Origin of the sequence: Pseudoduganella sp. UC29_106, assembly GCF_044055365.1 — a bacterium.
Taxonomy (GTDB): Bacteria; Pseudomonadota; Gammaproteobacteria; order Burkholderiales; family Burkholderiaceae_D; genus Rugamonas.
Genome location: NZ_CP171977.1, coordinates 1,578,792 through 1,605,665, shown reverse-complemented (window position 1 = coordinate 1,605,665; position 26,874 = coordinate 1,578,792). Strand labels below are relative to the sequence as shown.

General features: G+C 64.5%; 26 protein-coding genes, 2 pseudogenes and 1 riboswitch. Of the genes and pseudogenes, 18 read left to right on the top strand and 10 right to left on the bottom strand.

The genetic code is table 11. From position 1 onward, the window contains the following. Window positions 1-100: 100 nt before the first annotated feature. The 7 genes from ACHMW6_RS08455 to ACHMW6_RS08425 are packed head-to-tail and all read left to right on the top strand — an operon-like array spanning window position 101 to window position 5,615. Window positions 101-364, top strand: a complete 264-nt coding sequence (locus ACHMW6_RS08455) for a DUF4148 domain-containing protein (RefSeq protein ID WP_395406695.1) — start codon at window positions 101-103, stop codon at window positions 362-364. 21 nt (window positions 365-385) lie between these two features. Continuing rightward, the gene (locus tag ACHMW6_RS08450; protein ID WP_395406694.1) at window positions 386-1,810 is read left to right on the top strand and encodes an efflux transporter outer membrane subunit; all 1,425 of its coding nucleotides are present in this window, start codon (window positions 386-388) and stop codon (window positions 1,808-1,810) included. A 52-nt stretch (window positions 1,811-1,862) separates the two neighbouring features. Beyond that, a complete protein-coding gene (locus ACHMW6_RS08445) occupies window positions 1,863-2,360 on the top strand; it encodes a MarR family winged helix-turn-helix transcriptional regulator (protein WP_395406693.1) in 498 nt (165 codons plus the stop codon). A gap of 8 nt (window positions 2,361-2,368) precedes the next feature. After that, window positions 2,369-3,145 (top strand): FUSC family protein, encoded by a 777-nt coding sequence (locus ACHMW6_RS08440; protein WP_395406692.1) that lies wholly within the window; start codon window positions 2,369-2,371, stop codon window positions 3,143-3,145. Beyond that, on the top strand, window positions 3,142-4,554 hold the full coding sequence (locus tag ACHMW6_RS08435; RefSeq protein ID WP_395406691.1) for an FUSC family protein: 1,413 nt from the start codon (window positions 3,142-3,144) through the stop codon (window positions 4,552-4,554). Before ACHMW6_RS08440 ends, ACHMW6_RS08435 begins: the two co-directional genes overlap by 4 nt. Beyond that, window positions 4,544-4,744, top strand: a complete 201-nt coding sequence (locus tag ACHMW6_RS08430; protein WP_395406690.1) for a DUF1656 domain-containing protein — start codon at window positions 4,544-4,546, stop codon at window positions 4,742-4,744. The genes ACHMW6_RS08435 and ACHMW6_RS08430 overlap by 11 nt, the downstream gene beginning before the upstream one ends. A 13-nt stretch (window positions 4,745-4,757) precedes the next feature. Continuing rightward, window positions 4,758-5,615 carry an efflux RND transporter periplasmic adaptor subunit gene (locus ACHMW6_RS08425; RefSeq protein WP_395406689.1) on the top strand — a complete coding sequence of 286 codons (858 nt, stop codon included), beginning with the start codon at window positions 4,758-4,760 and terminating at the stop codon, window positions 5,613-5,615. Between the two features lie 103 nt (window positions 5,616-5,718). On the opposite strand, the gene ACHMW6_RS08420 is transcribed toward ACHMW6_RS08425, so the two are convergent. From ACHMW6_RS08420 to ACHMW6_RS08410, 3 genes are all read right to left on the bottom strand, one after another. Further along, window positions 5,719-6,030, bottom strand: a complete 312-nt coding sequence (locus ACHMW6_RS08420; protein WP_395406688.1) for a hypothetical protein — start codon at window positions 6,028-6,030, stop codon at window positions 5,719-5,721. A gap of 3 nt (window positions 6,031-6,033) precedes the next feature. Further along, entirely contained in the window at window positions 6,034-6,696 is a 663-nt protein-coding gene (locus ACHMW6_RS08415; protein ID WP_395406687.1) for a thiol:disulfide interchange protein DsbA/DsbL, read from the bottom strand. A gap of 265 nt (window positions 6,697-6,961) precedes the next feature. Further along, window positions 6,962-8,809, bottom strand: coding sequence for a TonB-dependent receptor (locus ACHMW6_RS08410; RefSeq protein WP_395406686.1), 1,848 nt, complete (start codon window positions 8,807-8,809; stop codon window positions 6,962-6,964). Window positions 8,810-8,872: 63 nt separating this feature from the next. Beyond that, window positions 8,873-9,155: riboswitch (cobalamin riboswitch) on the bottom strand. A 78-nt stretch (window positions 9,156-9,233) separates the two neighbouring features. Between ACHMW6_RS08410 and ACHMW6_RS08405 the strand changes: the two genes are divergently transcribed. The 4 genes and pseudogenes from ACHMW6_RS08405 (at window position 9,234) to ACHMW6_RS08390 (ending at window position 13,104) form a co-directional block, all read left to right on the top strand. Further along, complete coding sequence (locus ACHMW6_RS08405; RefSeq protein WP_395406685.1) at window positions 9,234-9,959, top strand: hypothetical protein; 726 nt, start codon at window positions 9,234-9,236, stop codon at window positions 9,957-9,959. Next, complete coding sequence (locus ACHMW6_RS08400) at window positions 9,877-11,274, top strand: M1 family metallopeptidase (RefSeq protein WP_395406684.1); 1,398 nt, start codon at window positions 9,877-9,879, stop codon at window positions 11,272-11,274. The genes ACHMW6_RS08405 and ACHMW6_RS08400 overlap by 83 nt, the downstream gene beginning before the upstream one ends. Before the next feature lie 109 nt (window positions 11,275-11,383). Next, the gene (locus ACHMW6_RS08395) at window positions 11,384-12,271 is read left to right on the top strand and encodes a hypothetical protein (protein WP_395406683.1); all 888 of its coding nucleotides are present in this window, start codon (window positions 11,384-11,386) and stop codon (window positions 12,269-12,271) included. Between the two features lie 34 nt (window positions 12,272-12,305). After that, window positions 12,306-13,104: pseudogene (locus ACHMW6_RS08390) on the top strand (DODA-type extradiol aromatic ring-opening family dioxygenase). Between the two features lie 63 nt (window positions 13,105-13,167). On the opposite strand, the gene ylqF reads toward ACHMW6_RS08390, so the two are convergent. Both ylqF and ACHMW6_RS08380 read right to left on the bottom strand, forming a co-directional pair. Then, entirely contained in the window at window positions 13,168-14,115 is a 948-nt protein-coding gene (ylqF, locus tag ACHMW6_RS08385) for a ribosome biogenesis GTPase YlqF (RefSeq protein WP_395406682.1), read from the bottom strand. A gap of 52 nt (window positions 14,116-14,167) precedes the next feature. Next, window positions 14,168-15,098, bottom strand: a pseudogene (locus ACHMW6_RS08380) (histone deacetylase family protein). A gap of 84 nt (window positions 15,099-15,182) precedes the next feature. Here ACHMW6_RS08380 and ACHMW6_RS08375 point away from each other — a divergent pair. The 6 genes from ACHMW6_RS08375 to ACHMW6_RS08350 all read left to right on the top strand — a co-directional run bounded on the left by ACHMW6_RS08375 (window position 15,183) and on the right by ACHMW6_RS08350 (window position 21,055). Next, complete coding sequence (locus tag ACHMW6_RS08375) at window positions 15,183-16,103, top strand: AAA family ATPase (protein ID WP_395406681.1); 921 nt, start codon at window positions 15,183-15,185, stop codon at window positions 16,101-16,103. A 5-nt stretch (window positions 16,104-16,108) separates the two neighbouring features. Further along, entirely contained in the window at window positions 16,109-16,750 is a 642-nt protein-coding gene (locus tag ACHMW6_RS08370; protein ID WP_395406680.1) for a hypothetical protein, read from the top strand. Further along, window positions 16,737-17,093 (top strand): DUF58 domain-containing protein, encoded by a 357-nt coding sequence (locus ACHMW6_RS08365; RefSeq protein WP_395406679.1) that lies wholly within the window; start codon window positions 16,737-16,739, stop codon window positions 17,091-17,093. The genes ACHMW6_RS08370 and ACHMW6_RS08365 overlap by 14 nt, the downstream gene beginning before the upstream one ends. After that, window positions 17,090-19,168: a DUF3488 and DUF4129 domain-containing transglutaminase family protein gene (locus ACHMW6_RS08360; RefSeq protein ID WP_395406678.1), complete on the top strand. Its 2,079-nt coding sequence runs from the start codon at window positions 17,090-17,092 to the stop codon at window positions 19,166-19,168. Before ACHMW6_RS08365 ends, ACHMW6_RS08360 begins: the two co-directional genes overlap by 4 nt. Beyond that, window positions 19,165-20,325, top strand: a complete 1,161-nt coding sequence (gene mltB, locus ACHMW6_RS08355) for a lytic murein transglycosylase B (protein ID WP_395406677.1) — start codon at window positions 19,165-19,167, stop codon at window positions 20,323-20,325. The genes ACHMW6_RS08360 and mltB overlap by 4 nt, the downstream gene beginning before the upstream one ends. Window positions 20,326-20,719: 394 nt before the next feature. After that, on the top strand, window positions 20,720-21,055 hold the full coding sequence (locus tag ACHMW6_RS08350; RefSeq protein WP_395406676.1) for a hypothetical protein: 336 nt from the start codon (window positions 20,720-20,722) through the stop codon (window positions 21,053-21,055). 60 nt (window positions 21,056-21,115) lie between these two features. On the opposite strand, the gene cysM is transcribed toward ACHMW6_RS08350, so the two are convergent. After that, window positions 21,116-22,018, bottom strand: coding sequence for a cysteine synthase CysM (gene cysM / locus ACHMW6_RS08345; RefSeq protein WP_395406674.1), 903 nt, complete (start codon window positions 22,016-22,018; stop codon window positions 21,116-21,118). Between the two features lie 33 nt (window positions 22,019-22,051). Then, window positions 22,052-22,600 (bottom strand): GNAT family N-acetyltransferase, encoded by a 549-nt coding sequence (locus ACHMW6_RS08340; RefSeq protein ID WP_395406672.1) that lies wholly within the window; start codon window positions 22,598-22,600, stop codon window positions 22,052-22,054. Window positions 22,601-22,664: 64 nt separating this feature from the next. On the opposite strand from ACHMW6_RS08340, the gene ACHMW6_RS08335 reads away from it, so the two are divergent. Then, the gene (locus tag ACHMW6_RS08335; protein WP_395406670.1) at window positions 22,665-24,416 is read left to right on the top strand and encodes an FAD-dependent oxidoreductase; all 1,752 of its coding nucleotides are present in this window, start codon (window positions 22,665-22,667) and stop codon (window positions 24,414-24,416) included. 3 nt (window positions 24,417-24,419) lie between these two features. Here ACHMW6_RS08335 and ACHMW6_RS08330 read toward each other — a convergent pair whose 3' ends face one another. From ACHMW6_RS08330 to ACHMW6_RS08320, 3 genes are read right to left on the bottom strand one after another with little or no spacing between them, the layout of a single operon-like run. After that, window positions 24,420-25,154 carry a LytR/AlgR family response regulator transcription factor gene (locus ACHMW6_RS08330; RefSeq protein ID WP_395406668.1) on the bottom strand — a complete coding sequence of 245 codons (735 nt, stop codon included), beginning with the start codon at window positions 25,152-25,154 and terminating at the stop codon, window positions 24,420-24,422. Continuing rightward, window positions 25,151-26,194 (bottom strand): sensor histidine kinase, encoded by a 1,044-nt coding sequence (locus ACHMW6_RS08325; protein WP_395406666.1) that lies wholly within the window; start codon window positions 26,192-26,194, stop codon window positions 25,151-25,153. Before ACHMW6_RS08325 ends, ACHMW6_RS08330 begins: the two co-directional genes overlap by 4 nt. Continuing rightward, window positions 26,191-26,763, bottom strand: a complete 573-nt coding sequence (locus ACHMW6_RS08320) for a transcriptional regulator (protein ID WP_395406664.1) — start codon at window positions 26,761-26,763, stop codon at window positions 26,191-26,193. Before ACHMW6_RS08320 ends, ACHMW6_RS08325 begins: the two co-directional genes overlap by 4 nt. Window positions 26,764-26,874: the final 111 nt, after the last annotated feature.

The window sequence follows — 26,874 nt, the reverse complement described above, 5'->3', positions numbered from 1 at the left end:
GAAAAAAATTTGGCGGCGTACCGTATTTCTACTTATTTCATGAATGTACTATTCATGTATATACTGTGTTCATCGTAGATCACTTCTCAGGAGAAATGCCATGAACGCCGCTCACTTCCTTATCGCCACGATCACCCTGTCTGCCGCCAGCGCTGCCTTCGCAGCCGACAACAGCAACGCGACCACCACCACCGCCGCATCCGCCGCCCCCGCCGCAGCCGCTGTCGCAGCGACCCAAAAAGCCCCGGCCCTGACCCGCGAGCAAGTCATGGCTGAATTCTATGAAGCGCGCAAGAACGGCACCCTGATCCAGACCGAAGCCGACCTGGACGTTGCACAGACCCGCCAGCAGACCGCCAAGTAAGCTGGAAGGCAAGCCGAGATCATGCTGCGCCGCTTCGCTCCCACCGCACTGGCAATGGCCGCGCTGGCGCTGGCCGGCTGTGCCGACATGGGCGATATCAAGCCCCAGTCGCACACCGTGCCCGCCAACGAGCTGAAAGCCGGCAGCGCCATCCATGCCGCGAAAGCCGTGGCCTGGCCGACGGATGCCTGGTGGGAAGCGCTGGGCGACGCGCAGCTGAACCGCCTGGTGCAGGCAGCGATCGCCGACAATCCGACGCTGAAAGTGGCCCAGGCGCGTGTGCGCCAGGCCCAGGCCTATGCCGGCGTGGCGGAAGCCGCCACCCTGCCCCGCGTCGACGGCAGCGTGAGCCTGGACCGCGAACGCTATTCCGCCCACAGTACCGTGCCCGCTCCGCTGGCCGGCAACTGGGCGTGGCGCAATACGGCCAACATCACGGCGGCGCATGACCTCGACCTGTGGGGCCGCAACCGCGACCTGCTGGCGCAGGCGCTGGACGATGCGCAAGTGGCGTCCGCCGAAGCGCAGGCTTCACGCCTCACGCTGGAAACGGCCGTGGTGCGCAACTACATCCAGCTGTGGTACGACTATCTCGTGCTGGACCAGGTGCACGACAGCCTGAAACAGCGCGAAAGAATTCTGGAGATTACCAAACGCCGCCACGCCGCCGGACTGGCCAGTTCGATCGACGTGTCGACGGTGGAGACAACGCTGCCAGCCGGCCGGCGCGACCAGGAGCAGATCGAAGAAGCGATCGCCCTGCTGCGCAACCAGCTGGCAGCCCTGATCGGCAGGGGACCGGGTGACGGCGAATCGATCACCCGGCCCAGGCTGGACCTTCGCGCCGAGGCAGGCTTGCCGTCCGCCCTGCCCGCTGAACTGGTAAGCCGCCGCCCCGACCTGGCGGCCCAGCGCTGGCGCGTGGAGTCGGCAAGCCAGGGCATCGCCGCCGCCAAGGCTGCGTTCTACCCGAACATCAATATCGTGGCGTTCGCGGGCTTCCAGTCGCTGGGCTTCAGCAAGTTCCTGGACTCAGGCTCGATGGTGCGCGGCGTGACGCCGGCACTGAGCCTGCCGATTTTCGAGGGCGGGCGGCTGCGCAGCCAGTTGGGAGCGCAATCAGCGAATTACGACGCCGCCGTAGAGCAATACAACTCGACTTTGATTCACGCACTGTTGGAAGTTGCCAACACCGTGACTCAGATGCAATCTAACGAAACGCAGCGCCAACTTGCCACGCAAGCGCTGGCTTCAGCACGCCAGGCGCATACCCTCGCGGATCGATCTTTCCGCGCAGGTATAACCGATTCGCTGACTGTGCTGTCCGCGCGGCTGGTTCTGCTGGGCGAGGAACAGCAGGCCGCGCGGGTCGAAATGCAGCGCCTGGATAACTACGCCAGCCTGATGGCGGCGCTCGGGGGAGGCCTAAAAATGTCTTTACCTTAGGTCAACAATAGTAGAATCAAGACTTTCGATATTGCACAGGGAGTGACTGCAAATGGGCAGTTTTGATGCCACCAACAAGCGACTGAAGAACATTCATACGCGCATGCCGGGCTTTCCGGAAGATCTGGTCCGCCTGCTGCGCATGACTTACCACGTTCAGAAGCGCATGAAGGACCTGTCCAACGCGGTATTGCGCAAGTATGACCTGGTGGACGCAAGCTATATGGTCCTGGCCGTGCTGTACGGTTCCGAAAACGAAACCTCCACCGCATCCACGCTCGGCGAGGCATGCATGGAGAAACCGGCGAACCTGACGCGCGTTTGCAATGACCTGGAATCGCAGGGCCTGATCACGCGAGGCAACCGCCCCGGCGACCGCCGTTGCGTGATGATTTCGCTGACCGATACGGGCCGTACGCTGATCGAGCAGGTCCTGCCGGAAGTATGGGAACGCACTACCAGGGCCTATGACGGCTACAACCTGGAAGAAATCCGGGTCCAGGAACAGTTGTTCAAGCGACAGCTGGATAATTTAGACCACAGTTTGTAGAGAACACGATGACACCAGCCCCCGCCAACACCAGTAACACAAGCAAGGCGGGCTGGCTGGGCAGGCAGTTCCGCGATTGGGCTGCCACCGACGGCGGGCGCCTGATTTTCGTGGCCCGTACGCTGGTGGCAGCCTTTTCCGCTTTATGGCTGGCCTTCCGCCTCGGCCTCGATTCGCCGTCGACAGCGATGACCACCACCTTCATCCTCGCCCTGCCCAGCAGCGGCATGGTGCTGGAGAAGGCTTTCTACCGCTTGCTCGGCACTGTCGTCGGGCTGTCCGCCGCACTGACCCTGGTGGGCCTCTTCCCGCAACAGGCGCCGCTGCTCTTCCTCGGCCTGGCGCTGTGGGTCGGCGTGTGCACCGCCGGCGCGGCCATGCACCGCAACCAGCAGTCCTACAGCTTCGTGCTGGCCGGCTATACGGCGGTGATGATCGCCGTGCCCGCGCTGGACCATCCCGCTTCCGCCTTTTCGCTGGCCGTCACCCGCGTGTCGGAGGTCGGGCTGGGCATTATCTGCGCCTCCGTCGTCAACGACCTGCTGTTCCCGCGCGCCCATGGCCTGCTGGTGATGCGCACCGTGCAGGCGCGCTTCGAGAGCTTCCTCGGCTTTTGCCAGAAGGTGCTGGAACACAGCCTGCCGCCCTCGGAAGCCGAAGTGGCCCACCTGCGCTTCGCGGCCGATATGCGGCGCTGGAGTCCGGCCGCGCGGCAGCTTTCTTCGAAGCGGCCCATGCGCGCTCGCAGACGCGCCAGCTGCACGCCTTCAATGAATCGTTCATGACGGCGCTGACCACCTTCTACACGCTGCACCGCCTGATCCACCGCGCCGGCACGCAGCCCGATTCGCCGGTGCCTGGCCTGCTCGAGCCGCTGAACCGCCAATTCGCCGGCGCTTTGTCCGCGGCGATTGCCGCCGCAGGCACGCCAGGCGGCGCGGCTGCGGCCCTGTCTGCGCTGGGCCCGCGCCTGCAAGCCGCGATTGCCGATGCAAGCGACGCGCTGGCGCTGGCGGACTCGGATGGCGGCTCGGAAGCCGCGCGCCGCTGGCGCATCGATTTCGACACGGCCGTTGAACTGCTGCAGCGCTTCAGCGCCAATATCACCGGCTTCGCCCAGCTCTATGATGGCCTGGCCCAGCGCCGCCGCATGCAGGTCAGCGAACCGCAGGCCTATTCGCCGAAGACGCCGCCGGCCATCGTGCTGGCCAGCGGCGCGCGCGCCGGGCTGTCGCTGCTGGCGGCAGCCGCCATCTGGTATTGGCTGGCATGGCCGCAGCTGGCCAACTCCATCATCCTGGGCACAATCTTCTGCGCGCTGGCTTCCTCCTCGCCGCGTCCCACGGCGATGGTGAACCAGCTGATGGCCGGCTTCCTGATTGCCGCCCCGCTGTGCTTCCTCACCATCTTCGGCCTGGTCGTGCAGAGCCACGACTACCCGACCCTGGTGCTGGCCACCCTGCCCCTGTTGGCCCTGGCCATGTGGCTGATAACCGATCCCAAGCGCGGCGGCATGGGCGTGGGCGCTGCCCTCTTCAGCAGCATGTATATCGCGCCCTCCAACCTGGTTCGCCTCGACGCCGGCAGTTACCTGAATGGCGCCATCTCGCAGATTGTCGGCGTGCTGATCGCCTATTTGGCCTTCGTAATCCTGCTGCCCGAGCATACGATGGGCAACCGCGAGCACGTGTCCGAGGCGCTGTGGCGCGAAGCCCTGAACGCCTGCACCGCGCGCCTGCCGCGCCGCGGCACGGCGGCAGCGGCACGCCGCCTGCGCCACCGCTTCGACAACCGCGTGCGCGACTTGCTAAGCCAGTTGAATGCCGCTTCCGGCCCGGCGCCGGGCGATGCCGCCCGTGCCGTGGTGCGCCGCGGCCTCACGCTGCTGGAACTGGGCCACTCCGTGATCGAATTGCGCGCGCTGATCGCCACTTCCGAACCGGGCGTGGTGCAGGAAGTGCTGCGGCGCGTGGTCGATGAATTGTCCCGCTTCCTGCGCGAACCGATGTCGCCCGCCGGCGCCAGGGCGCGCGAGGCGGCGCTGGACGCGCTGCTGGCCGCCGGCCCGATCGTGCGCGCCGCGCTGCCGGAGGCGTCCCCTGAGCGCGTGCCGCGCCTGCACACGGCGCTGACCGACCTGCATTCCATTTACACGTCTTTGCTCGACCGAGGAGAACCAAGCCATGCCGCGTGAACTTTCCGTGTTCGGCGTTCTGATTCCGACCCTGCTGCCCATTTTCTTCGCCAGCCTGCTGCTGCAAGGCTTGCTGGACCGCGTGCTTGGCTGGGCCGGCGTCTACCGTCATCTGTGGCATCCGGCCCTGGCGCGCTTTTGCCTGCTCGCCTGCATCTTCGGCGGCCTGACCATCACTCTCTACCAATAAAAAAAGGATCGCTATGCTGACCAAGATCTTCCGCTTCACGTTGACCGCCCTGCTGCTGGCCGCTGCCGTCTGGGCCGGCAAGATGGCCTGGGACCGTTATATGGAATCGCCATGGACGCGCGATGGCCATATCCGCGCCGACGTCATCAACATCTCGGCCGACGTGGCCGGCATCGTGACCGAAGTCCAGGTGCGCGACAACCAGTTCGTGCATAAGGGCGACATCCTGTTTGTGATCGACAAGGAGCGCTATGCCAGCGCCCTGTCCCAGGCCAACGCCACTCTGGCCGCGCAGCAGGTCGAGAAAGGCCGCCGCGCCCGTGAAGCGAGCCGCCGCGCGGCGCTGGGCAGCGAGATCGTGTCTGCCGAAGCGAAGGACAATGCGGACTACGCTGTCAGCAGCGCCGCCGCCCAGCTGGAAGCGCTGCAGGCGGCGCGCAAGGTGGCCGCGCTGAACCTGGAGCGCACGGTGGTGCGCGCGCCCGTCAGCGGCTATGTGACCAACCTGAATGTGCACGTGGGCGACTTCGCAGCCGTGGGCGCCGCCAGGCTGGCGCTGATCGACAGCGAATCGTATTACGTGATCGGCTATTTCGAGGAAACCAAGCTGCCGCAGCTCCAGCCCGGCGCGAAGGTGGACATGCAGCTGATGGACGGCGCCTCGCTGCAGGGGCACGTCGAGAGCATCGCGCGCGGCATCACCGACCGCGACGCCACCACGGGCCGCGAACTGCTGGCCGATGTGAACCCGACCTTCAACTGGGTGCGCCTGGCCCAGCGCATTCCGGTGCGCATCCACATCGACACGCCCCCGCCTGGCCAGCCCCTGGTGGCAGGCAGCACCTGCACCGTCGTGATCCGGCACAGCTAGCAAAAACCAGAGGCGTAACCCTGGTGTCAGGCACGATGTGCCTGACACCTGCTTTTGCCTTGGGTTCTAAAAAAAAAGCCCGCTATCTGCTAGCGGGCTTCTTTCATTTCTGCGGCTTCGTATGCCACATAGCGTAAGCGAGGTGTTCCCACCAATGTTCGCGCGACTGCACGGTCAGCATGCAAGTCTTGTCGATCTCCTCCTTGAACACCCTGTCGCGGCACTGCTTATTGGCCAGTGCATTGCGCTGGTTCTCGGCATTCACGATGGCGATGGCCATCCAGAACACGAGGCCAGTCAGCAGCACGACCAGGGTCCAGGCGAGGTGGTTGATCCAGGGGCGGTCGTACAACCCCGCCTCGTCCGGAGAGGACTGCCTGAATGCCTCCATTACGTCTTCTTCACGGTTCTTCATTGTTTACTTCTTGGTAGCAGCAGCCTTTGCGACCAGGTAGTCCATCACGGCCAGGGTCTTTTGCTGGGATACTACTTCCGACTCGCCCGGACGGCCTGCCTGCGACGGCGAAGTCACGTATTTACCGTCGATGACGATGGTCGGCGCGCTGTCCACCTTATAGGAATTGATCAGCGCATTGGCACGCTTCATTTTAGTCTGCACGCCAAAGGAATTGAAGGTTTCCAGGTACTTGGCCTTGTCCACGCCGTTCTTGGTGACCACCTCGGTGATCGAATCGTCGGTCATCAGGCGGTTATGCTCAACGTGGATAGCGCGGAACAGTTTGTCGTGCACAGCATCCAGCTTGTTCATCGCTTCCAGCGTCAGGTAAGCGTGGGCTTGCGGGTCTTTCTCGCCGGTGCGCGGGAAGTGCACGCGCTTGAACACGATCTTGTCCGCATTCTTCTTGACCCAGTCGGCCATCAGCGGTTCCAGTGCATTGCAGTGCGGGCAGGAGTACATGAAGAACTCGACCACTTCCACCTTCTTGCCGCCGGTGTCGGCGCGCACAGGCGTATCGAGAGTCTTGAATTCAACGCCCTCCTTCGGTTCGGCAGCATAAGCAGCGCCGGTGGCGGCGAACATCAGGGCGGCGGAAGCCAGCATGAGGCGCAGGAAACGCATAGTCATCCTTTAATGAATTGGGGTGGTAAACGCCGCGAGATTACCATTTTTTCGGCCCCCAATTTCAGCCCCGGCGGCAAAAATGCCGCCGCCGCACCCAATTTAAGCACCGTTTAAGCCCGCGCCCGCCGCGCCGACGCACCGCGTAGGGCGGATCATTGATCCGCCGCTGCGTCAGAAATCGTAACGCACGGACAGCTTCAACTGCCGACCATCACTCGGATAAATCCCCGACCGGCAGCCGAAAGCCGCAGTGTAATAATGCTTATCCGCCAGATTCAGTCCGGGACACCGCCACCTCCCACTGTCCAAACTTGCGTGCATACCGTGCATCCACGGTCGTAAACGAAGGAATGCGCGCGCTGCAGGTATTGCTGAAATCAGACCCGAAGCGCTGCTCATCCACCCACTGCACGCCGACATCCGCGGTTTGGCCATCGGACGGCAGCCAGGCCAGGCGCGCGGTGACGATATTCTTCGGCACCAGCACCATCTCGCGGCCGGAATTCGGGCCTTCGCGGAACTCCGCCTTCACATGCTGGTAATGGCCGCTGACCTGCCAGTCGCGCGCCACATGGGCGCTTGCGTCCAGTTCGAAGCCTTCGCGGCGGGTCGGATCCAGGTTGGTGTTCGCGCCGAAGCCGAAATCGCCTGCGGTCGGATCGAAGAAGATCTCGTTGTTGAGGTTATGACGGAACACGCGGCCATCCAGCTTCACGCCGGCGATCGAATAACCCGCGCCCAGCTCCACATCATGCGAAGTCTGGGTCTTCAGCGGCACGCCCCAGGCAACGGTGAAGCCATTCTCGTCGGCGTTCGCCACGCGGTAGCTCTGGCCCGCCTTGGCGTACACGGTCAGATTCGGCGCGGCCAGCACGCTGCCCTGCACTTCCCATGCGTTGTGGGCCTGGGTGATGTCGTAGGCCGGCTGGGCGCGCAGCGGATCGGTGGCTTCCTTGTCGAACAGCTCACGGCGCACGCCTGCGGCGAGGCGCGGCTGGTACACGCCGCCAAACTTGATCTCGTCGCGCAGATAGAATGCCTTGGAGCGCTGCGTCGTGTCGTAAGTGCCGTCGGTGACGCGGTTCCAGCGCGTCAGGTCCACGCCGGCCACCACTTCGTTCAGCAGCTCGCCGAACTGCGCCAGGTGGCGCACGCGCGGCGAGAACTGGGTCTGCTTGCTGTCGTAGTGGGAACTGAAGGTGCCGAAGGAGCTGACATAAGTCGCCTCGGTTTCCTTCTTGCGGTGCGACAGTTCGGCTGCGAAGTCGAAGGCGCCCAGCTTCTGCTCATAGAAAGCGGTGTAGCGATCGCTATCCAGCTTGCCGAAATCGTTAGGCGTATTGGTCTGGCGCGGATTGGCGTCGAACTGGGCCTGGGTCAGCGAGCCGGCGAAGCGGTTGTCCTGGCGCGTGATCTCGGCACGCACGCCGAAGCGGCCGTAGGACGTGCTCCACTGGGCGCCGCCGCCGAAGTGGCTCTGCTTGAATTCATTGTTGTCGCGGTAGTTGTCGGTGCGCTGGTGGCCGGCCGAGAGGTCCATCGCAAAGCCGTCCCACGCTTTGGCCACGGAGCCGCGCACTTCGCCAGCGCTGAACTGGCCGCCTTCGGCGAACACGGTGCCGCGCGTGGCGCCCGCTTCCGGACGCTTGGTGACGATGTTGATCACGCCGCCCGTGGCGCCTTCACCATACAGCACACTGGCGCCGCCGCGCATGATGTCGATGCGCTCGACGGAATCGACCGGAATGGTGGACAGCAGCGGGCCAGTCAGCTCATTCTCGGACAGGCGCACGCCGTCCAGCACCACCACCATATTCTGGTCGCTGTTGGTGCCGAAGCCGCGCAGGTCCAGGCCGAAGTCCGGGCTGCCGGTCAGGCTCTGGCGGCCGTACACGCCGCCGATCTTGCGGATGGCCTGATTGACGTCGGAAACACCGGAGCGGCGGATTTCAGCGGCGGTGATCGAAGTCGCGCCGATCGGCAGCAGGGCCGGATCGGCCGCGAAGCGCGCGCCTGAAATCACGACCACGTCGCCTTCCGCGAACGCAGGCGCGGCAAAGCACAGGGAAACGGCCAGCGCCAGCGCGCGGCGGGATGCAAAGATATTCATGGATAAACCAGTACTGAAAAGAGTATCCGCCTGCGTCCCCGCAGCCGGAATCCACAGAGGCGCAAACGCCTCCACCTCCCTGGCCGGTATCCGGGCTACAAGCCGAACCGGTTCACCTTCCTACGCCAAAGCGCAGTGGTCTCAAAACCGGCTTGCCGCCAAACCGCAAAACAAGTGGCTGCCACATCGTGGCAGCCACTAGATTTGAGGTTCTGGTCGACGCTTGCTTACCGTTGCGGGGGCAGCACACCTTGGCCGCCGCGCTGTGCTTCGCGCGCGGCCCCGGTGTTTCCCGTTTAACTGCGTCCATGAGCAGGACGCGGGCACCAGAGCGCCGCCATTATAAACCGTTTGCTTTTATGCCATAAGCCTAGCTATAGTTAATGGGTTGCCATTCTGATATTGGAGAGTTATGCGAAGCATCATGAAGTGGCTGCCCGCGATCGCGCTGCTGGCCGCAGGATCGGCCCTGATGGCGCAAGGCGCGAAGACGGCCGCACCGCCCGCGCCAGCGCAGGCTGCGACGGCCGGCGATATCCCGCTCGCGCCTGCCAAAGCCGCCGCCGTCACCACCCCGAGCGCGCCCGATGCCTGGGGCGGAGCCCGCAGCGGCAGCGAAGCCACGCTGTCCGACCGCGTGGTGAACTACGAAATCGAAGCCAGCCTCGATCCCGTCAAGCACACCATCGACGGCAAGCAAAAACTCACCTGGCGCAACCGCAGCGACCGGCCGGTGCACAGCGTCTACCTGCACCTTTACCTGAATGCCTTCCGGGGCAAGGACAGCACTTTCTTCACGGAGATGCGCCACCGCGGCGACGACATCCGTCAGGTCAAGGATGACGAATGGGGCTACACGGACCTGCGCAGCGTGGCGCAGAACGGCGCAGCCGTGTCGTGGAAATTCGTGCGGCCGGATGGCGGCCCCGCCACCGACCAGACCGTGGTGCGCCTGGACCTGCCGCAGGCCGTCGCGCCCGGCGCCAGCACCACGCTGGACATCGCCTTCTTCGACCAGCTGCCGCGCGTGATCGCGCGCAGCGGGCTACTTCGGCAGCTTCCACCTGGTGGCGCAATGGTTCCCCAAGATCGCCGTGCTGGAACTGCCGGGCGAACGGGGCGCAACGGCGGTCCGCTGGAACGCGCATGAATACCACGCCGAATCCGAGTTCTACGCGGACTTCGGCAATTACGACGTGAAGCTGACCGCGCCGAAGGAATACACCATCGGCGCCACGGGCGAGCTGCAAGGCACGCCGGCCGAAAAGGACGGCAAGCTGACCCACCACTACGTGCAGGGCGACGTCCACGACTTCGCCTGGACGGCGGACAAGCGCACCGCCAGGCCGCTGGTCGATACCTGGTCCGGCCCCGGCAGCCCGCAGGTGAAAATCACCGTGCTGTTCCCGCCCGAGTATGAATCCAACGCGGCGCCGGCGCTGAAGGCCACCAAGGATTCGCTGACGTGGTTCTCCAATACGCTCGGCCCCTACCCTTACAAGACCGTGACCGTCGTCATCCCGCCCCATAACGCGGGGGAAGCGGCCGGCATGGAATACCCGACCTTCTTCACTGCCGACAGCTACGCCGGCCTGCAACCCGGCACCCTTGATGCGTACCAGCTGGACTTCGTGACCATCCACGAATTCGGCCACGGCTACTTCTACGGCATCCTCGCCAGCAACGAGTTCGAAGAACCCATGCTGGATGAAGGCTTGAACGAGTACTGGGACGAGCGCATGCTGCGCGCAGCCGGCCGCGGGATCGATGCCACCACGCCGCTCCTCAAGGCCATCGGCATCGCACCGCGCTTCAAGGTATTCGACTTCTCGCGCCTGGGCAGTCCCCGCGAGGAACCGGCCGACCCGCTGGGCGAAAATGCCTATACGCGACTGCAGGGCATCGGCCCGGTCTATGCGCGCACGGCAACCGCCATGCACGACCTGGAGGAGCAGCTGGGCAAGGAAGTCCTCGAACGCGCCTTTAAGGAGTATTACAAGCGCTGGAAATTCCGCCACCCAAGCGTGGCCGACCTGCGCGAAACGCTGGCCGAGGTAAGCGGCCAGCGCCAGCTGGTGGAACGCGTGTTCGCCCAGCAGGTCTATGCCACCACGCGCGTGGATGACCGCATCAGCAGCTTCTCCAGCGAGGAAGTGCTGCCGCAGCCGGGCGTCAAGCTGAGCGCCAAGCAGGCGGAGGAAAAGGAAGACAAGATCCGCGAAGATTGGGACAAGGCCCATCCGCACGCCAAGGATGGCACCGGTCCCTTCCCCTACCGCACCGAAGTCATCGTGCGCCGCCGCGGCGCCGATGTGCCGCAGACGCTGGTCGTGACCTTTGTCGACGGCAGCAAGGAAACCGTGCGCTGGGGCGGCGAACAGCGCTGGCAGAAGTTCGAGTGGACCAAGCCGGTGAAGGCCGTCTCCGCCGAAATCGACCCGAACGCAAGCATCTGCTGGACGTGAGCAAGCTCGATGACAGCAAGACCATCAAATCCGATGGCAGCGCTTCGCGCCGCTGGAGCTTCGACATCGCCGCCATTATCCAGTCCCTCATTGCCCTGATCGTGACCGTATGAAGCTGACCACCAATCTGAAGAACGCCAGCCGCGTCGCCCTGCAGTGGCGCCTTTTATTGATCTGGCTGGGCGCCGTGCTGCTGCCCATGCTGCTGATGGCGCTGCCCGTGTGGAACACGCTGTCGGGAAGCCTCGACCGCTCCGTGCACGCGGCCGCACTGGCGCAGCAGCTGGACCTGCTAACGCTGGCCGACCTGATGGCGGAAGTGCGCCGCAACGGCGCAGCGATCCACGGCGGCGGCATTGCCGCGCTGGTGTTCACGCTGCTGCTGTCGCCCTTCCTGACCGGCGTGGCGGTGACGGCGGCGCGCGCCCACGACACGGCGCGCTTCCGCGAGCTGTTCGCAGGCGGCGTGGCCGAGTATCCGCGCATGTTCCGCATGCTGGTCTGGGGCGTGGTGCTGCTGGCGGCGGCTGGCGCCATCGGCGGCCAGCTGATCGAACTGGCGGACAAGCATGGCGAGCAAGCCATCCTGCAGTCCGACGCGCACCTGTGGAAGCATGCGGCAGCGCTGGTGCTGGCGCTGCTGCTGGCCCTCGTCCATGCCACGCTGGACGCGGGACGCGCGGAACTGGCCATCGACCGCCGCCGCACCTCGGCCGTGAAAGCCTGGTGGCGCGGCGTAAAGCTGCTGTGGCAGAATCCCGCTACGGTGCTGGGCATCTATCTCGGCGTAAGCATGGTGGGCCTGCTGGCGGTCGCCCTGCTGGCCGTGCTGCGCGTGAATATCCCCGGCAGCAATACCGCGCTGCTGATCGTGGCTTTCCTTGTCACCCAGCTGATCGCCCTCGTCCTGGCCTGGATGCGGGCTACGCGGCTGTTTGCGCTGATGACGGTGTCCGCTGCGGATAAGGCAATGCAGCATTCACAAATTGTGCATTGATACCGGGGTGGGCAGGCCGTATATTGGATATATCATGAAAACACTGCCCACCTACTTCCTTTTCGCACGGCGGCGGCCCCTGGCCCTGGATGCGCGATCAATTCGGCTCCGCTTATGACAAGCTGGATGCTTCCCTCAAAGATATCCCGGCCCAGATCGGCGGCAAGCCGAAAGCTGTCCTCGTGATCACGGCGCACTGGGAAGGCCGCGACTTCATGATCTCGGCCAGCCCGCGTCCGCCCATGATCTACGATTACGGCGGCTTCCCGGCGCATACCTACCAGATCCAGTACCCGGCGCCCGGCTCGCCCGAGCTGGCGGAGCGCGTGCAAGGCTTGCTGTCCGCCGCTGGACACGCCTCGCAACTCGACCCCGAGCGCGGGTTCGACCACGGCACGTTCAGCGCCCTGTATCCGGTGTTCCCGGAGGCGGATGTGCCTATCGTGCAGCTGTCGCTCAAGCACGGGCTGGACCCAGCCACCCACCTGGCCGTCGGCCGCGCGCTGAAGCCCTTGCGCGACGAGGGTGTGCTGATCGTGGGCTCGGGGCTGAGCTATCACAATCTGCGGGCGTTCAATGCCATGGGCGCGGCGGCTTCGCATCAGTTTGACGACTGGCTGCGCGCGGCGATGGCGCTTCCGGCTGGCGAGCGCACGCAGGCTTTGCTGGATTGGGAGAAGGCGCCCGCTGCCCGCGCCGCGCATCCGCGCGAGGAGCATTTGCTGCCGTTGATGGTGGTGGTGGGTGCGGCGGAGGATGAAGTTGCATCCGTGCCCTACCATGAGGATGACTTCTTTGGCGCCCTTGCAGTGACCAGCTTCCGGCTTGGTTAAAACCCAAGGCAAGGAGCAGGTGTCTGCCACGATGTGGCAGACACCAGGTTCACGCCGCTGGTTTTAAGTGCCGCGCTTGCCCTTCATGCGCTCGGCCTCTTTCTCAGCCGCTTTTGCGGCCGCATTCTCGGCCTTGACCCGCTCCTCTTCCATGAACACCGCCAGCGCAGCCGCTCGGGTTTCAGGCGTCTCCAGCGAAATCCTCCCCAGCGCCCCGCTGCGGTAATCCTGCAGCAGCATATGGGACGCCTTCTCATAGTCCCAGTCCCCGCCGCGCAGGCGGTAGCCGCGCAGTTGCGCCACGCGTTCCACCACGGCCACGCCGTCCATCCCCTCGGGCTTCAGCTTATAGCGTGCCGCCAGCAGCTCCGGATAGCGGGCCAGCAAGAGCTCCGCCAGCCACTCCGCCACCTCATCCTCGATCAGCGCATTGGCGCCGATGGCGTGGCTGGCCGCCAGGGCCAGGCCATCGCTCGGCATCTCGATCTTGGGCCACAGCAGGCCGGGGGTATCGATGATGGCGGTATTGATGTCCAGGTAAATCTTCTGCTGGGTCTTGGTCACGGCCGGCTCGTCGCCCACCTTGGCCACGCGGCGCTTGAGCAGCGCGTTCATCAGGGTGGACTTGCCGACGTTGGGAATCCCCATGATCATCATGCGCAGCGGCTTGGTCGGTTCATTGCGGTGCGGCGCCAGCTTGCGCGCCTTGCCGATCACCTGGGCCACGTCGGACTGCTTCTTGGTCGTCATCGCGTAGGCGGTAACGGTCTTGTCCTGCTCGAAGTGCCTGATCCAGGCCGCCGTGGCGTTCGGATCGGCCAGGTCGATCTTGTTCAGGATCTTCAGGCAAGGGCGCTGGCGGAACTTGCGCAGCTCCTCGACCAGCGGGTTGCAGCTGGCCGCAGGCAGGCGGGCATCCACCACCTCGATCACCACATCCACGTCCGCCATCTGCTCCGCCGCCTTCTTTTTGGCGGCGTTCATATGACCGGGGAACCATTGAATAGACATGCTCTTGCCTTCTGAATCTGAGGGAAAACCGGCTATTTTACCCAGATCGGCCTCAGATCCCCGCCAGCGCCTTCACATGGGCCGCCACGCTGCGGCCCAGGGCGGACAGGTTGTAGCCCCCTTCCAGGCAGCTGACGATGCGGCCCTTGGCGTACAGGCGGGCGATTTCCATCACCTGCTGCGTCATCCAGGCGTAGTCCGCCTCCACCAGGCCCATGCCGCCCAGGTCATCCTCGCGGTGGGCATCGAAACCGGCGCTGATGAAGATCATCTCGGGCTGGAAGGCGTGCAGCGCCGGCAGCCACTTTTCCTGCACCAGCTGGCGGATCACGTCGCCCTTGGTCCCGGCCGGGACCGGCACGTTGACGCGGTTCGGCGTCTCTTCGAGCACCGGCGTATAGGGATAGAAGGGATGCTGGAAGAAGCTCACCATCAGCGCACGCGGCTCATTCAGCAGCGCCTCCTCCGTGCCATTGCCATGATGGACATCGAAATCGACCACGGCCACGCGCGCGATCCCGCGCGCATCCAGCGCATGCTTGACGGCGATTGCCACATTATTGAACAGGCAGAAGCCCATCGGCTCGGTGGGACGGGCGTGGTGGCCGGGCGGGCGCACGGCGCAGAAGGCGTTGTCGATCTCACCGTCGATCACGGCATCCGTTGCAGCCACGGCGGCGCCGGCGGCGCGCAGGGCGGCCTGCCAGCTATGCTGGTTCAGCGAGGTGTCGGGATCGATCGGGGTAGTAGTCGCCGCTCGTTTGCGGCACATGGTCGCGCACGATGGCGATGGCATTGGCCGTGTGGTTGCGGGCGATGGAGGAGACATCGGCCAGCGGCGCATCGCGGTGGTCGATGAAGTCGTCGATCTTGGAAGCGATCAGCTGGTCGGCGATGGCTTGCAGCCGCGCCGGGCATTCTGGATGCCACTCGCCCATTTCGTGGCGGCGGCAATCGGGATGGCTGTAGATGGCTGTGCTCATGGTTTTCTGTTCAGTACTACTGCGTGTCCCCAATTTCTCGCATAAAATCGCCGGCAAGGGCAAATATAACAACAGGATAATCTCATGTACACAAAATTGCACGCCGTCGCGCGCCAGGTCAGCCAGATCATCGTTGGCAAGGACTTGCAAGTGCGGCAGGCCCTGACCTGCCTGCTGGCGGGCGGCCACCTGCTGCTGGAAGACGTGCCCGGTGTCGGCAAGACCACGCTTTCCCATGCGCTGGCCCAGTCCCTAGGCCTGCAATTCAACCGCATCCAGTTCACCAGCGACCTGCTGCCGGCCGATGTGGCAGGCATCTCGATCTACGAGCGCGAGAAAAACGGCTTCGTGTTCCACCCTGGCCCGATCTTCACCCAGGTCCTGCTGGCCGACGAAATCAACCGCGCCACGCCCAAGACCCAGTCCGGCCTGCTGGAAGCGATGGAGGAGCGCCAGGTCTCGGCGGACGGCGTGACCCGTACCCTGCCGGTGCCTTTCTTCGTTATCGCCACCCAGAACCCGACCCACCAGATCGGCACCTTCCCCCTGCCCGAATCGCAGCTGGACCGCTTCCTGATGTGCCTCTCCTTAGGCTACCCCGATGCCCAGGCCGAGCGCGCACTGTTGATGGGCGAGGACCGCCGCGCCATGCTGAAAGAGATGCGCCCGGCGATGACGCCGGCCGAACTGGCGGAAGCGCAGCAGGGCCTGCGCCAGATCCATGCCTCCTCCGCGCTGATCGACTACGTGCAGGCGCTGGCCCAGGCTTCGCGCCAGAACGGTTCCTTTGCCGAGGGCCTGAGTCCGCGCGCGGCACTGGCCCTGCTGCAGGCCGCGCGCGCCTGGGCGGCGCTGGAAGGCCGCAACCACGTGATGCCGGAGGACGTGCAAGCCATGCTGATTCCCGTCTGTGCGCACCGGCTGCGGCCCGTGAAGTCCGCGCACGGCGTGGCGCTCGCCAGCCGTGACCTGGTGCTGCAGCTGCAGAAATCCGTTCCGGTCTGAGCCCCATGTTCGCCGCCGTCAGGACTCTCACCGACCGCTGGCTGTTCCAGCTGAAGGACAGCGAGCCCGGTGAAATCGTGCTGTCGATGCGGCGCGTGTTCATCCTGCCCACGCGCGCCGGCCTGGCGTTCGTCGGCCTGCTGCTGGTGATGCTGATCGGCTCCATCAACTACACCCTGGGCCTGGGCTTTGCACTGACCTTCTTTACCGGCGCCTGCGCCGTGGCGGACATGTACCTGACCGCCAAGAACCTCGGCCTGCTGCGCCTGCGCCCGGGCCGCGCCCAGTCCGTGTTCGCCGGCAGCGAAGCCCAGTTCGAGCTGCACCTGCTGAACCCCACCACGCGCGACCGCTATGCGATCTGGCTCGGCTTCCAGCAGGACGGAGAACCGCGCCATGTGGTGGACGTGCCGGCGCGCGGCAGCGGCGTGGCCGTGCTGGCCCTGTCCGCGCGCGAGCGGGGCTGGCTGAAGGCGCCGCGCGTGCGCCTCTCCACCCGCTTTCCCCTTGGTCTGTTCAATGCCTGGAGCTACTGGCAGCCGGACATCCGGATCCTGGTCTATCCCCAGCCCGAGGCCGAATCCGCCGCCCCTGCCCACGCGCGGCGCCGCCAGCGAAGACGGCTACGGCACCGTGGGCCTGGATAATTTCAGCGGCGTGCGCAGCTACCAGCCCGGCGACCCGATCCGCCACCTGGCCTGGCGCCAGATTGCGCGTGTCGATCCCGCACTGGGCGGCAACCTGCTGACCAAGCAGTTCGAAGGCGGCGCCGTGGCCGAACTGGGGCTGGACTTCAGCCAGCTGCCGCACCAGCTGGACGTGGAGCTGCGCCTGTCGCGCATGGCGGCCTGGGTGCTGGAGGCCGAACGGCGCGCCCTGCCCTATTCCTTCCGCATCGCCCAGCACTACTACCCGCCTGCCAACGGCGACGCCCACCAGGCAGCCTGCCTGCGCGCGCTGGCCCTGTACGGGCAGGAGGCTTTCACATGAACGGCCCGCCGCCGGGCGTGAAGGAAAGGCGCGGCGCCACCCGGGGCGCGAGCCGCGCCGGCATGGCGCGCGACGCAGGCTCCTCCTGGCGCGTGGCGGCCCAGCGCCTGACGCGCGACAAGGCCGATACCCTGCTGCTCCTGCTGTCTTCCCTGCTGGTGATCGCGCCCCATTTCAACCACCTGCCGCTGTGGACCTGCGCCACCGTGCTGCTCACGCTGGCCTGGCGCGCCGTGATCACGCTGCGCGGCACGCGCATGCCGCCACTGTGGCTGCTGCTGCCGATCTCGATCGCCGCCATGGCCGGCGTGCTGTATTCCTACCGCACCCTGCTGGGACGCGATCCCGGCGTCGCCATGCTGGCGCTGCTGCTCGCCTTCAAGCTGCTGGAAATGCATGCGCGGCGCGACCTGTACGTGGTCACCTTCCTCAGTTTCTTCCTGCTGCTGACGAATTTCTTCTACTCGCAGAGCATTCTCACGGCGCTGACGATGATGGCGACCCTGGTCGTGCTGCTCACCGCCCAGCTGACCTTCCAGTACACGGGCAAGGTGCCGCCGCTGGCGACGCGGCTGAAGACGTCCGGCAAGATGTTCCTGATGGCCGCCCCGCTTGGCCTGCTGCTGTTCGTGGCCTTCCCACGCATCCAGGGTCCGCTGTGGGGCATGCCCGGCGACGCCCACGGCGGCCGCACCGGCATTTCGGACACGATGGCGCCGGGCTCCATGTCCGCCCTGGCGCTGTCCGACGAAATCGCCTTCCGCGTACTCTTCACCGAGGGCGCACCGACGCAGGACAAGCTGTACTGGCGCGGCGTTGTCCTCAGCAACTACGATGGCCGTACCTGGACGCGCGGCGGGCGTCTGCTGCGCCCGATGGACAGCGAGCATGTGCAAACGCGCGGCAACGCCTACCGCTACGAAGTGACCATGGAGCCCAGCAACAAGCGCTTCCTGTTTACGCTCGAGTACAGCGACACCCGCGTGATGCTGGGCGACTTGCGTGCAGGCCGCACCGACGAATTCGAATCCCTTGCCTTTACTCCCGTCGCCAAGCGCGTGCGCTACGTCTCCAGCGCCCACCCCAGCTACACCATGGAGCCCGCCCTGGAGCGCGAGCAGCTGCGGCGCTGGCTGCTGCTGCCGGGCGGCTATAACCCGCGCGCGCTGGAACTGGGCCGCGCGCTGGCCGGCCATGACTCGCCGGAAGCGGCCGTGCGCGCCGTGCTGACGCTGTTCCGCAAGGAGAAGTTCGAGTACACGCTGGAGCCGCCGCTGCTGGGCCGCGACAGCATCGATGAATTCCTGTTCCAGACCCGCCAGGGCTTCTGCGAGCACTATGCCAGCGCCTTCGTGTTCCTGATGCGCGCCGCCGGCCTGCCGGCCCGCGTGATCACCGGCTACCAGGGTGGCGAGTTCAATCCGGTGGACGGCTATTACACGGTGCGCCAGTCCGACGCCCACGCCTGGGCCGAAGTATGGCTGGGCGAACGGGGCTGGGTGCGGGTCGATCCCACGGCGGCCGTTGCGCCCGAGCGGGTGCGCCAGAGCCTGGCCCGCGCCCTGCCCCAGTCCGCCCCGTTCGGTTTCGAGGGCCTGGCCGCTTTACAGAACGACAAGGATTCGTGGCTGTCGAAGATGCGTTTTAACGTCAGTGCGATGAATAATGCTTGGAATCAATGGGTCCTGGATTACAATCCAGACAGGCAGCAAAATTTCCTCAAGGAACTAGCTGATGCATTCGCCACCTGGCGCACGCTGGCCGGCCTGGCCCTGATCGCCGCACTCATCGGACTGGTGCGCTGGCGCCAGCAAGTGCGCTCGACGGACCCGGTCGAGGCCGCCTTCCGCGCCTTCTGCGAAGCACTGGCGCGGCGCGGCGTGCAACGGGCGCCGGACGAGGGACCGATGACTCTGTCCCGACGGTTGCAGGCGCTGGAACTGCCGGGGGAAAAGCGAGCTGCCATGACCGAATTCCTGGAACTCTACGGCGCGCTCAAGTACGGCGTGCCGCGGACCGACGAAAGAACACAGTCAGTCAAGCGGCTGGCGAAATTGTTGAAGCAATCGCAATGAAACTGAAATCGCAATACCGCCCCCGCCAGCTCGGCGCCCTGTTGCTGGCAGCCGTGATGGGGGCTGGCGCCGCTGCCCTGCCGGCCACGGATTCCCACGCCGCGACCGTAAGCCATGCTGCAGCGCGCAAGCCGGCCAAGAAGGCGAAAAATCCGATCCCTCCGAAAAAGCCCGCCATCGATTACACGGGCGAGTTCGTCAACTTCGGCCAGTGGAAGGAAGTACAGCAATTCTTCGACGAAATGGTCGAAAAGCATGGCTACCAGCGCAGCGAACTGGAGAACCTGTTCCTGCAGGTGCGCTATATCGAATCCGCCGTGCAACTGGTGAAACCTGCACCGCCGGGCAAACCAAAGAACTGGCAGGCCTACAGCAGTCGCTTTATCGAGCCCATCCGCATCAACGCGGGCGTGAATTTCTGGAACGAAAACCGTGACACGCTGGCGCGCGCCGAAGCGCTGTACGGCGTTCCGGCCGAAGTAATTGTCGGTATCATCGGCGTGGAGACGATTTATGGGCGGGACATGGGCAAGTTCCGCGTGATGGATGTGCTGGCCACGCTTGCCTTCTCCTATCCGGAAGCGCCCAACCGCGAGTCGCGCATGGCCTTCTTCCGCAGCGAGCTGGAGCAGACCCTGCTGTACGCTCGCCAGACCGGCACCGATCCATTTGCATTGACCGGCTCCTTCGCCGGTGCCGTTGGCATGGTGCAATTCATGCCAGGCAATATTGCCAAGTTTGCCGTCGACTTTGATGGCGACGGCAAGATCGACTTGCGCAATTCCGCTGCCGACGCGATCGGCAGCGTGGCTGCCTTCCTGGTCGGTCACGGCTGGCGCCGCGAGGACTCGGGTCCTCTGGTGTACGCGGCCACCGTCTCCCCCGCCCGCGCCTGGGAACCCTATATCAATCAGGGACTTGAAGCGAAATTCCGCGCCGAAGACTTGATTGCGGCCGGTGTTGCCACCACTTCCTCATTGCCGCCAGGCATGCTCTATGGCTTGGTGGATTTGCAAAACGGCTCGGAGCCGACGGAATACTGGGTGGGTAGTAACAATTTCTACACAATCACACAATACAACCGCAGCTATTTCTACGCGATGTCGGTGGTAGAACTCGGGCGCGCCGTGCGCCTGTCACGGGGCGAGAGTTTGTAAGCAAGCGTAAAACGCGGTTGAAAAAGTTGCTAAGCAGCATATATTGTGCAGATATACGCCCTTGTATTGTGCAGCAACTTTTGTAACCTGAAGGTATACTTAAGCTTGCACGATAGACATGCTCCAGCATTACCCTAGCACAAAAAATGGGGTAGAATTCTCTCACAATGTTGCAACACGACAACGGCGGGCGAGAGCATTTTTATATTTTTTGTTGCTAATAAGTACTGCCAAAGCCTACTGTTGTACAATTGTGTATATATTATGAAACTTGTTATCCCGGAATCCGTCAGTGTGTGATTTCGTTCCTTAGTGAAGGAAGAACATTAACGCAGCAAGATCGAGCTCCGAGTGTTTCACTTTGCAGGACAACTTTACAGAAGGAACAGACAACATGACCAACCAAGTCGGCATTGATATGAACAGCGAGTCGGAAGGCGATGATCTGCTGCAGTACAACCCAAATCGTCTGCTGGACACCCTGATCGAAAACCTGCGTCTGAAGAATGACGCAGCCCTGTCGCGCGCCCTGGAAGTGGCCCCGCCAGTGATCAGCAAGATTCGTCACCACCGCCTGCCGGTGGGCGCATCCCTGCTGATCCGCATGCACGAGGTTAGCGACCTGAGCATCCGCGACCTGCGCTACTTGATGGGCGACCGCCGCAACAAGTTCCGCATCAGCGACAAGCAGTTCAAGCCTAAAGAAGGCGAAAGCCCGTCGAAAGGCTGATCCAGCTGCTCCGGAGTTGAGCGCTCCCTCCCCTCCCGAGGGGAGAGGGAACGACTTTTCTCAGGCCGGGAACACCCCGGTCGAAAGATAGCGGTCACCGCGGTCGCACACGATGAACACGATCGTTGCGTTTTCCACGGTCTGCGAAATACGCAGTGCAATCTCACAGGCGCCTGCTGCCGAAATCCCGCAGAAGATGCCTTCCTCCGCAGCCATGCGGCGCGCCATGCGCTCCGCCGCAGCCTGCGACACGTATTCAATCTGGTCCACACGCGCCTTGTCGAAGATCTTCGGCAGGTAGGCTTCCGGCCATTTGCGGATGCCGGGGATCGAAGAACCCTCTTCCGGCTGGGCGCCGATGATGCGCACGTTCTCGTTCTTCTCCTTGAGGAACTGGGAAACGCCCATGATCGTGCCCGTGGTGCCCATGGCGCTCACGAAGTGGGTGACGCGGCCTTCCGTATCGCGCCAGATTTCAGGACCCGTAGCCTCGTAGTGGGCGCGCGGGTTATCGCCGTTCGCGAACTGGTCGAGGATGATACCCTTGCCATCCTTCTGCATCTGCTCCGCCAGGTCGCGCGCGTATTCCATGCCGCCGGTTTTCGGGGTCAGGATGATTTGCGCGCCGTAGGCTGCCATGCTCTGGCGCCGTTCCTCGCTCAGGTTCTCGGGCATCAGCAGCAGCATCTTGTAGCCGCGGATCGCGGCCGCCATCGCCAGCGCGATGCCGGTATTGCCGCTGGTGGCTTCAATCAGGGTATCGCCCGGCTTGATGTCGCCGCGTTCTTCGGCGCGGCGCAGCATGGACATCGCTGCCCTATCCTTCACCGAACCGGCGGGATTGTCGCCTTCCAGCTTGCCCAGGATGATGTTGCCGCGCGCGGCAGCTTCCGCGCCGGGGATGCGCACCAGTTGCACCAGCGGTGTATTACCGATCGTGTCGGCGATTGTCTTGTAAGCCATCGGATTCCAAATGCGTTGACCAAAACAGCCATTTTAAACCGGCTGGCGCGGCGCCGCTTGGAGCGCAAGGCTCATATAGGTATAGGCGAGGCTTTCACCGTCGATGCGGAACATGTCCGGGATCTCGCCGGTCTGCACGAAACCGCGCTTGCGGTACAGCGCCACGGCCGGCGCATTCGCGCTCAATACTTCCAGGTCGATCCATTCCAGGCCCTGCTCCGTGGCCCAGGCGATGGCCGCATCCAGCAGGGCCATGCCAACACCGGCGCGGCGTACCTCGCGCTGCACGCCCATGCCCAGCAAGGCGCGGTGCGCCGTTCCCGGCTCGGGGCGCGAGCGCAGGTCGATGTGGCCCATGATGCCGGAGTCGCTTTCCGCCACCCACACACGGCGCCAGCCCGGCTGCCCCAGCGCGGCCGCCGCGCCATTGCGGAAAGCCGCCCCCTTCTCCGGCGGGAAGCCCTGGCCGCGCGGCATGGGCTGGAACAGCGGCGCGCCATCGTGGCCGTTGCCCAGCAAGTGCTCGTTGAGATAGCGGAGGAAGGCGTCCAGCTCGGAGGCTGCCAGGGAACGTATATGCATATGTGAATTTCAGGCAAGGTTATTCAATTAGTTTACACTGGCGGTATCACAGGAGATCCGCAACATGAATGCCCCCGAATTCGAACCCGAGTCCAATAAAGACGAGCAAGTGCCTGCGATGCCGGCAGTACTGGCCACCCGAATGCACCAGGTCAATCCTGTGCTCAACGAAGTTGAACTCAAACGCATCCAGCGCTTCGGCACGCAGCGCACCTATCCGCGCGGTGTGCGCATCCTGGAAGCGGGCCACAGCACATTCGGCCTGATCGTCACGCTGTCCGGCACGATCGAGATCGCCCGCTACGATGGCCTGGGCAATTCCTCGCACATGACCGAACACGGTCCGGGCGAATTCACGGGCGAAGTGTCGCAGCTGGCGGGCCGCCCTTCCCTGGTCAATGCTTTTGCCAGCACGGACGTGGAAGCGCTCGTGATCTCGCCGGAGAACCTGCGTGCGCTGGTGATTGCGGAAGCGGAACTGGGTGAGCGCATCGTGCGTGCGCTGATCCTGCGCCGCGTAGGCCTGCTGGAATCGGAAGGCGGCGGCTTGCTGCTGGTGTCCCCGCCCGGCAACGGCGCCCTGTTCCACCTGCGCGCTTTCCTGAACAGCAATGCCCATCCCTACCGCGTGCTCGATCCGAAGGACGATGAGCAGGCGCGCGCGCTATGCGAATACTATCAGCCGACCGATGACGACTGGCCGCTGGTCGTCTGCCCGGACGGCGCCGTGAAGAAAAACCCGACCCTCGCTGAAATCGGCCGCTGCCTCGGCATGCTGCCGGATCTCGATTGCGAGAAGATTTGGGACGTGGTCGTTGTGGGCGCCGGCCCCGCGGGTCTGGCGACCGCTGTGTATGCGGGTTCGGAAGGCTTGTCCGTGCTGGCGCTGGAGCAGCGCGCTTACGGCGGCCAGGCAGCAGCCAGCGCGCGTATCGAAAATTACCTCGGCTTCCCGACCGGCATTTCGGGCGGCGCGCTGGCAGGCCGGGCTTACGTGCAGGCGCAGAAGTTCGGTGTGGAAATCGCCATCCCCGCCCCGGCCGCGCGCATGATCTGCGACACCTATCCCCTGCAGGTCGAAACGGCCGAAGGCCAGCGCATCAAGGCGAAGACCGTCGTACTGTCCTGCGGCGCGCGCTACCGCCGTCCGCCGCTGGCCAACATCAAGCAGTTCGAGGGCAAGGGCATCTATTACTGGGCTTCGCCGATCGAGGCGCGCCTGTGCGCGTCGGAGGAAATCGTGCTGGTTGGCGGCGGCAACTCCGCCGGCCAGGCGGCCGTATTCCTGTCCGGCTTCGCGAAAAGGGTGCACATGGTGATCCGCGGCGACGGCCTGAAAGCGACCATGTCCACCTACCTGATCGACCGCATCAAGTCCACGCCGAACATCGAACTGCACACGCACACGGAAGTGGTGGCGCTGGAAGGCGATGAGGAAGGCCTGAAGCAGGTCCTGTTCCGTAACAACCAGACCGGCCAGGAAGAGAACTGCGACGTGTGCCGCATGTTCCTCTTCATCGGCGCCGACCCGAACACGGCCTGGCTGGAAGACTGTGGCGTGGACGTGGACGGACAGGGCTTCATCCGCACCGGCTTCGACGTGGCCAAGGCCCAGTGCCGCGCCAACTTCGAGAACGGCGTCTATCCGAAGAATATGCCGGTGCGCGCTTCGCTGGAAACCAGCGTGCCCGGCGTGTTCGCCATCGGCGACGTGCGCGCCGGTTCCACCAAGCGCGTGGCGGCAGGTGTGGGCGAAGGCGCGAACGTGGTGTCCCAGATCCACGCCTTCCTCGCCAACCTGCCGCGCAAGGTCTGAGTTTTACATTGCCTTGAAACGGTACTGGTAACGCTGGCTGACGGGCAGGCGCGCGGCGTGTTGGCGCAAAGTCAGCCACATCGCGCCATCTCCGTCCCGCACTGCGGCTGCAATGCGCTTGACGGCGACCACGTGGCTGCGGTGCACTTGCCAGAACCCCGCGCTTTCCAGCGATTCCGCCAGGTCTTTCAGCGGCGTGCGGATATGGGCTTCCAGCGTGTCCGTCACCACGCGCGTGTATTTGTCCTCGGCGGTGAAGTAGAGGATGTCCGCCAGGTCGATGAAGTGCACGGTCTGGCCGACAGAAGCCTGTATCCATGACGGTGCGCCCGCCGGACGCTCCAGGCGATCCATCAGCCGGCCCAGATCGGCCGGTGGCAATGCCTGCCGTTCACGTACACGCGCAACGGTGCGCGCGAACCGTGCCGGATCGATGGGCTTCAGCACGTAGTCGACCGCACCCTGATCGAAGGCTTCCACGGCGTGCTCGCTGTAGGCGGTGACGAAGACCACATGCACGCGGGCACTGAAGGCCGCGGCAATTTCCAGTCCGCTCAGGCCGGGCATGCGGATGTCGAGAAAGGCAATGTCGGGCGCCAGTTCGCGCACCATGCGCAGCGCGGAATAGCCATCCTCCGCTTCATGCAGCGCAGCCTCGGGCCATAGCTGGCGCAACTGGTCCGCCAGTTCAGCGCGCAGCAGCGGTTCATCGTCGGCAATCAGGATGCGTGTAGTCATGTGGTCTCCCGCTGCAGGGGCAGCTGCAGCAGCGCTTCGGTCGCACCCTCGCCTGCGCGCAGCGTGAACGCGGCCCCTTCGCCATAAAGGGCTTGCAAGCGCTCGCGCACATTGCGCAAGCCGACGCCGCTGCCCAGCACTGCGACGCCGGGTCCTGCGCCGGTGTCCGACACGAGCACGTGGAGGCTGCCCTGTTCTTCCCGGACCTGCACCGCAATGTGCACCGCGCCGGGCTTGGGTTCCAGTCCATGCTGGACCGCGTTCTCCACCAGCGACATCAGCATCAACGGCGGCATTGCTGCATCGCGCAGCGCTGCCGGGCAGTCGATGCTGGTGCTCAGGCGGTCGCCATAGCGGATCGCCATCAGAGAGAGATAGTGGCTGGCCAGCTCGAGTTCGCGGCCGGCAGTCGACATGGCCGCGCGCATGTCCGGCAAGGCAGTACGCAGGTAGGCTATGAGATGGTCCAGCATGGCGACAGCCTTGTCCGGCTCATGGCGCATGAGGTAGCGCGTGTTGGCCAGCGTGTTGTACAGGAAGTGCGGCTCGACCTGGGCTTGCAGCGATTTGAGCTCGGCCGACAATGCTGCCTGCCGCAAGTCCGCCAGCTGCAGCGCGTTGGCCTGGCGGCGCGCGTTCAGCAAGGGCAGCGCGATCACGGCGGCGCCGAAGCACAGCGTGGCAACAAGCAACTGGGACGCCGACAGTGCGGGCAGCAGCCATGGCAGCGTGAGGTGGCTATACAGCAGCTCCGCCAGGCATGCGCCAACCATCAGCACGAGCGGCAACGCGGTCCAGCACCACGACCAGGAGGCATCGCGTGGCAGCACAAGCCCCAGCAGGCGCAGGCACGCCAGGCTGACGCCGCATTGCGTGAGCAGCGCGGCAAACAGCGCCAGCCACGCGTATTCCTGCCGGGAAAAGCCTGTCACAGCAAGCAGCAGCAGAAACACGGCGCTGAGCGCCGCCTGACGCAGGGTGAATGCCGTCAGTTGGCGCAGCGCCGCATAGGGGCCGTGATGATCAGCCGCTGCGCTCACAGGTTCGGCTTGCTGGCCAGGGCCTGCGGGCTGGATGGCATGCTGTTCGTTGGGACGTCCTTGCCGACCACTTCGATCTTCAGGTCATCGATCAACACCGTGCCCTTGCCGGCGCCAATCACGCCAAAGGAAATGATGCTGGCGTCCGGCGCCACATCGAGCACGACGCTGCGTTCCTGCCAGCCCGTCGTGCCCTTGATCGGTTTGTCATGGCTGTTGTAGAAGGCCGATATCTCCGGGCCAGGACGATCGACGCGCATCCACAAGCCCGCCCACTTGCCGATATCGCGTGTGCGCACCATGGCGTGAAAGCGCACGCGCTTGCCGCGATAGTCGTTGGCGGAAAACTGCTGCATCAGCGAGGCCCAGCCTTCCTCGGACTCCGACTTGGCGCGCAGGTATTTCGCATTGCTGCCGCGCGTGTAGCCTTCGCTGTCCACGCCGATTTCATAGTGGTCCGGCGCAGCGCCGGAAATAATCCATGGCTCGCCGAGTTTCGCGGTCGGTTGGGCAAAGGCCAGCAGGGATGCGGCGCCGAGGGCCGCCAGCAGCACAAAGTGAGGTTTCATCGCATTAGTCTCTCATGGCATGACAAAATTGTCATGGCAACTTTGCACCATGCCAGGCGCCAGCGGGGCGGCTTGCGATGAACGCCGCCCCGCGAGGATAAGCGCGCCTTG

Coding starts and splice junctions, on each gene's coding strand:
- ACHMW6_RS08335 (WP_395406670.1), top strand. CDS start 22,665: ATGAATGCCCCCGAATTCGAACCCGAGTCCAATAAAGACGAGCAAGTG.
- ACHMW6_RS08375 (WP_395406681.1), top strand. CDS start 15,183: ATGTACACAAAATTGCACGCCGTCGCGCGCCAGGTCAGCCAGATCATC.
- ACHMW6_RS08450 (WP_395406694.1), top strand. CDS start 386: ATGCTGCGCCGCTTCGCTCCCACCGCACTGGCAATGGCCGCGCTGGCG.
- ACHMW6_RS08455 (WP_395406695.1), top strand. CDS start 101: ATGAACGCCGCTCACTTCCTTATCGCCACGATCACCCTGTCTGCCGCC.
- ACHMW6_RS08360 (WP_395406678.1), top strand. CDS start 17,090: ATGAACGGCCCGCCGCCGGGCGTGAAGGAAAGGCGCGGCGCCACCCGG.
- ACHMW6_RS08425 (WP_395406689.1), top strand. CDS start 4,758: ATGCTGACCAAGATCTTCCGCTTCACGTTGACCGCCCTGCTGCTGGCC.
- ACHMW6_RS08405 (WP_395406685.1), top strand. CDS start 9,234: ATGAAGTGGCTGCCCGCGATCGCGCTGCTGGCCGCAGGATCGGCCCTG.
- ACHMW6_RS08435 (WP_395406691.1), top strand. CDS start 3,142: ATGACGGCGCTGACCACCTTCTACACGCTGCACCGCCTGATCCACCGC.
- ACHMW6_RS08445 (WP_395406693.1), top strand. CDS start 1,863: ATGGGCAGTTTTGATGCCACCAACAAGCGACTGAAGAACATTCATACG.
- ACHMW6_RS08340 (WP_395406672.1), bottom strand. CDS start 22,600: ATGCATATACGTTCCCTGGCAGCCTCCGAGCTGGACGCCTTCCTCCGC.
- ACHMW6_RS08330 (WP_395406668.1), bottom strand. CDS start 25,154: ATGACTACACGCATCCTGATTGCCGACGATGAACCGCTGCTGCGCGCT.
- ACHMW6_RS08430 (WP_395406690.1), top strand. CDS start 4,544: ATGCCGCGTGAACTTTCCGTGTTCGGCGTTCTGATTCCGACCCTGCTG.
- ACHMW6_RS08440 (WP_395406692.1), top strand. CDS start 2,369: ATGACACCAGCCCCCGCCAACACCAGTAACACAAGCAAGGCGGGCTGG.
- ACHMW6_RS08410 (WP_395406686.1), bottom strand. CDS start 8,809: ATGAATATCTTTGCATCCCGCCGCGCGCTGGCGCTGGCCGTTTCCCTG.
- mltB (WP_395406677.1), top strand. CDS start 19,165: ATGAAACTGAAATCGCAATACCGCCCCCGCCAGCTCGGCGCCCTGTTG.
- ACHMW6_RS08320 (WP_395406664.1), bottom strand. CDS start 26,763: ATGAAACCTCACTTTGTGCTGCTGGCGGCCCTCGGCGCCGCATCCCTG.
- ylqF (WP_395406682.1), bottom strand. CDS start 14,115: ATGTCTATTCAATGGTTCCCCGGTCATATGAACGCCGCCAAAAAGAAG.
- ACHMW6_RS08420 (WP_395406688.1), bottom strand. CDS start 6,030: ATGAAGAACCGTGAAGAAGACGTAATGGAGGCATTCAGGCAGTCCTCT.
- ACHMW6_RS08395 (WP_395406683.1), top strand. CDS start 11,384: ATGAAGCTGACCACCAATCTGAAGAACGCCAGCCGCGTCGCCCTGCAG.
- ACHMW6_RS08370 (WP_395406680.1), top strand. CDS start 16,109: ATGTTCGCCGCCGTCAGGACTCTCACCGACCGCTGGCTGTTCCAGCTG.
- ACHMW6_RS08350 (WP_395406676.1), top strand. CDS start 20,720: ATGACCAACCAAGTCGGCATTGATATGAACAGCGAGTCGGAAGGCGAT.
- ACHMW6_RS08415 (WP_395406687.1), bottom strand. CDS start 6,696: ATGCGTTTCCTGCGCCTCATGCTGGCTTCCGCCGCCCTGATGTTCGCC.
- cysM (WP_395406674.1), bottom strand. CDS start 22,018: ATGGCTTACAAGACAATCGCCGACACGATCGGTAATACACCGCTGGTG.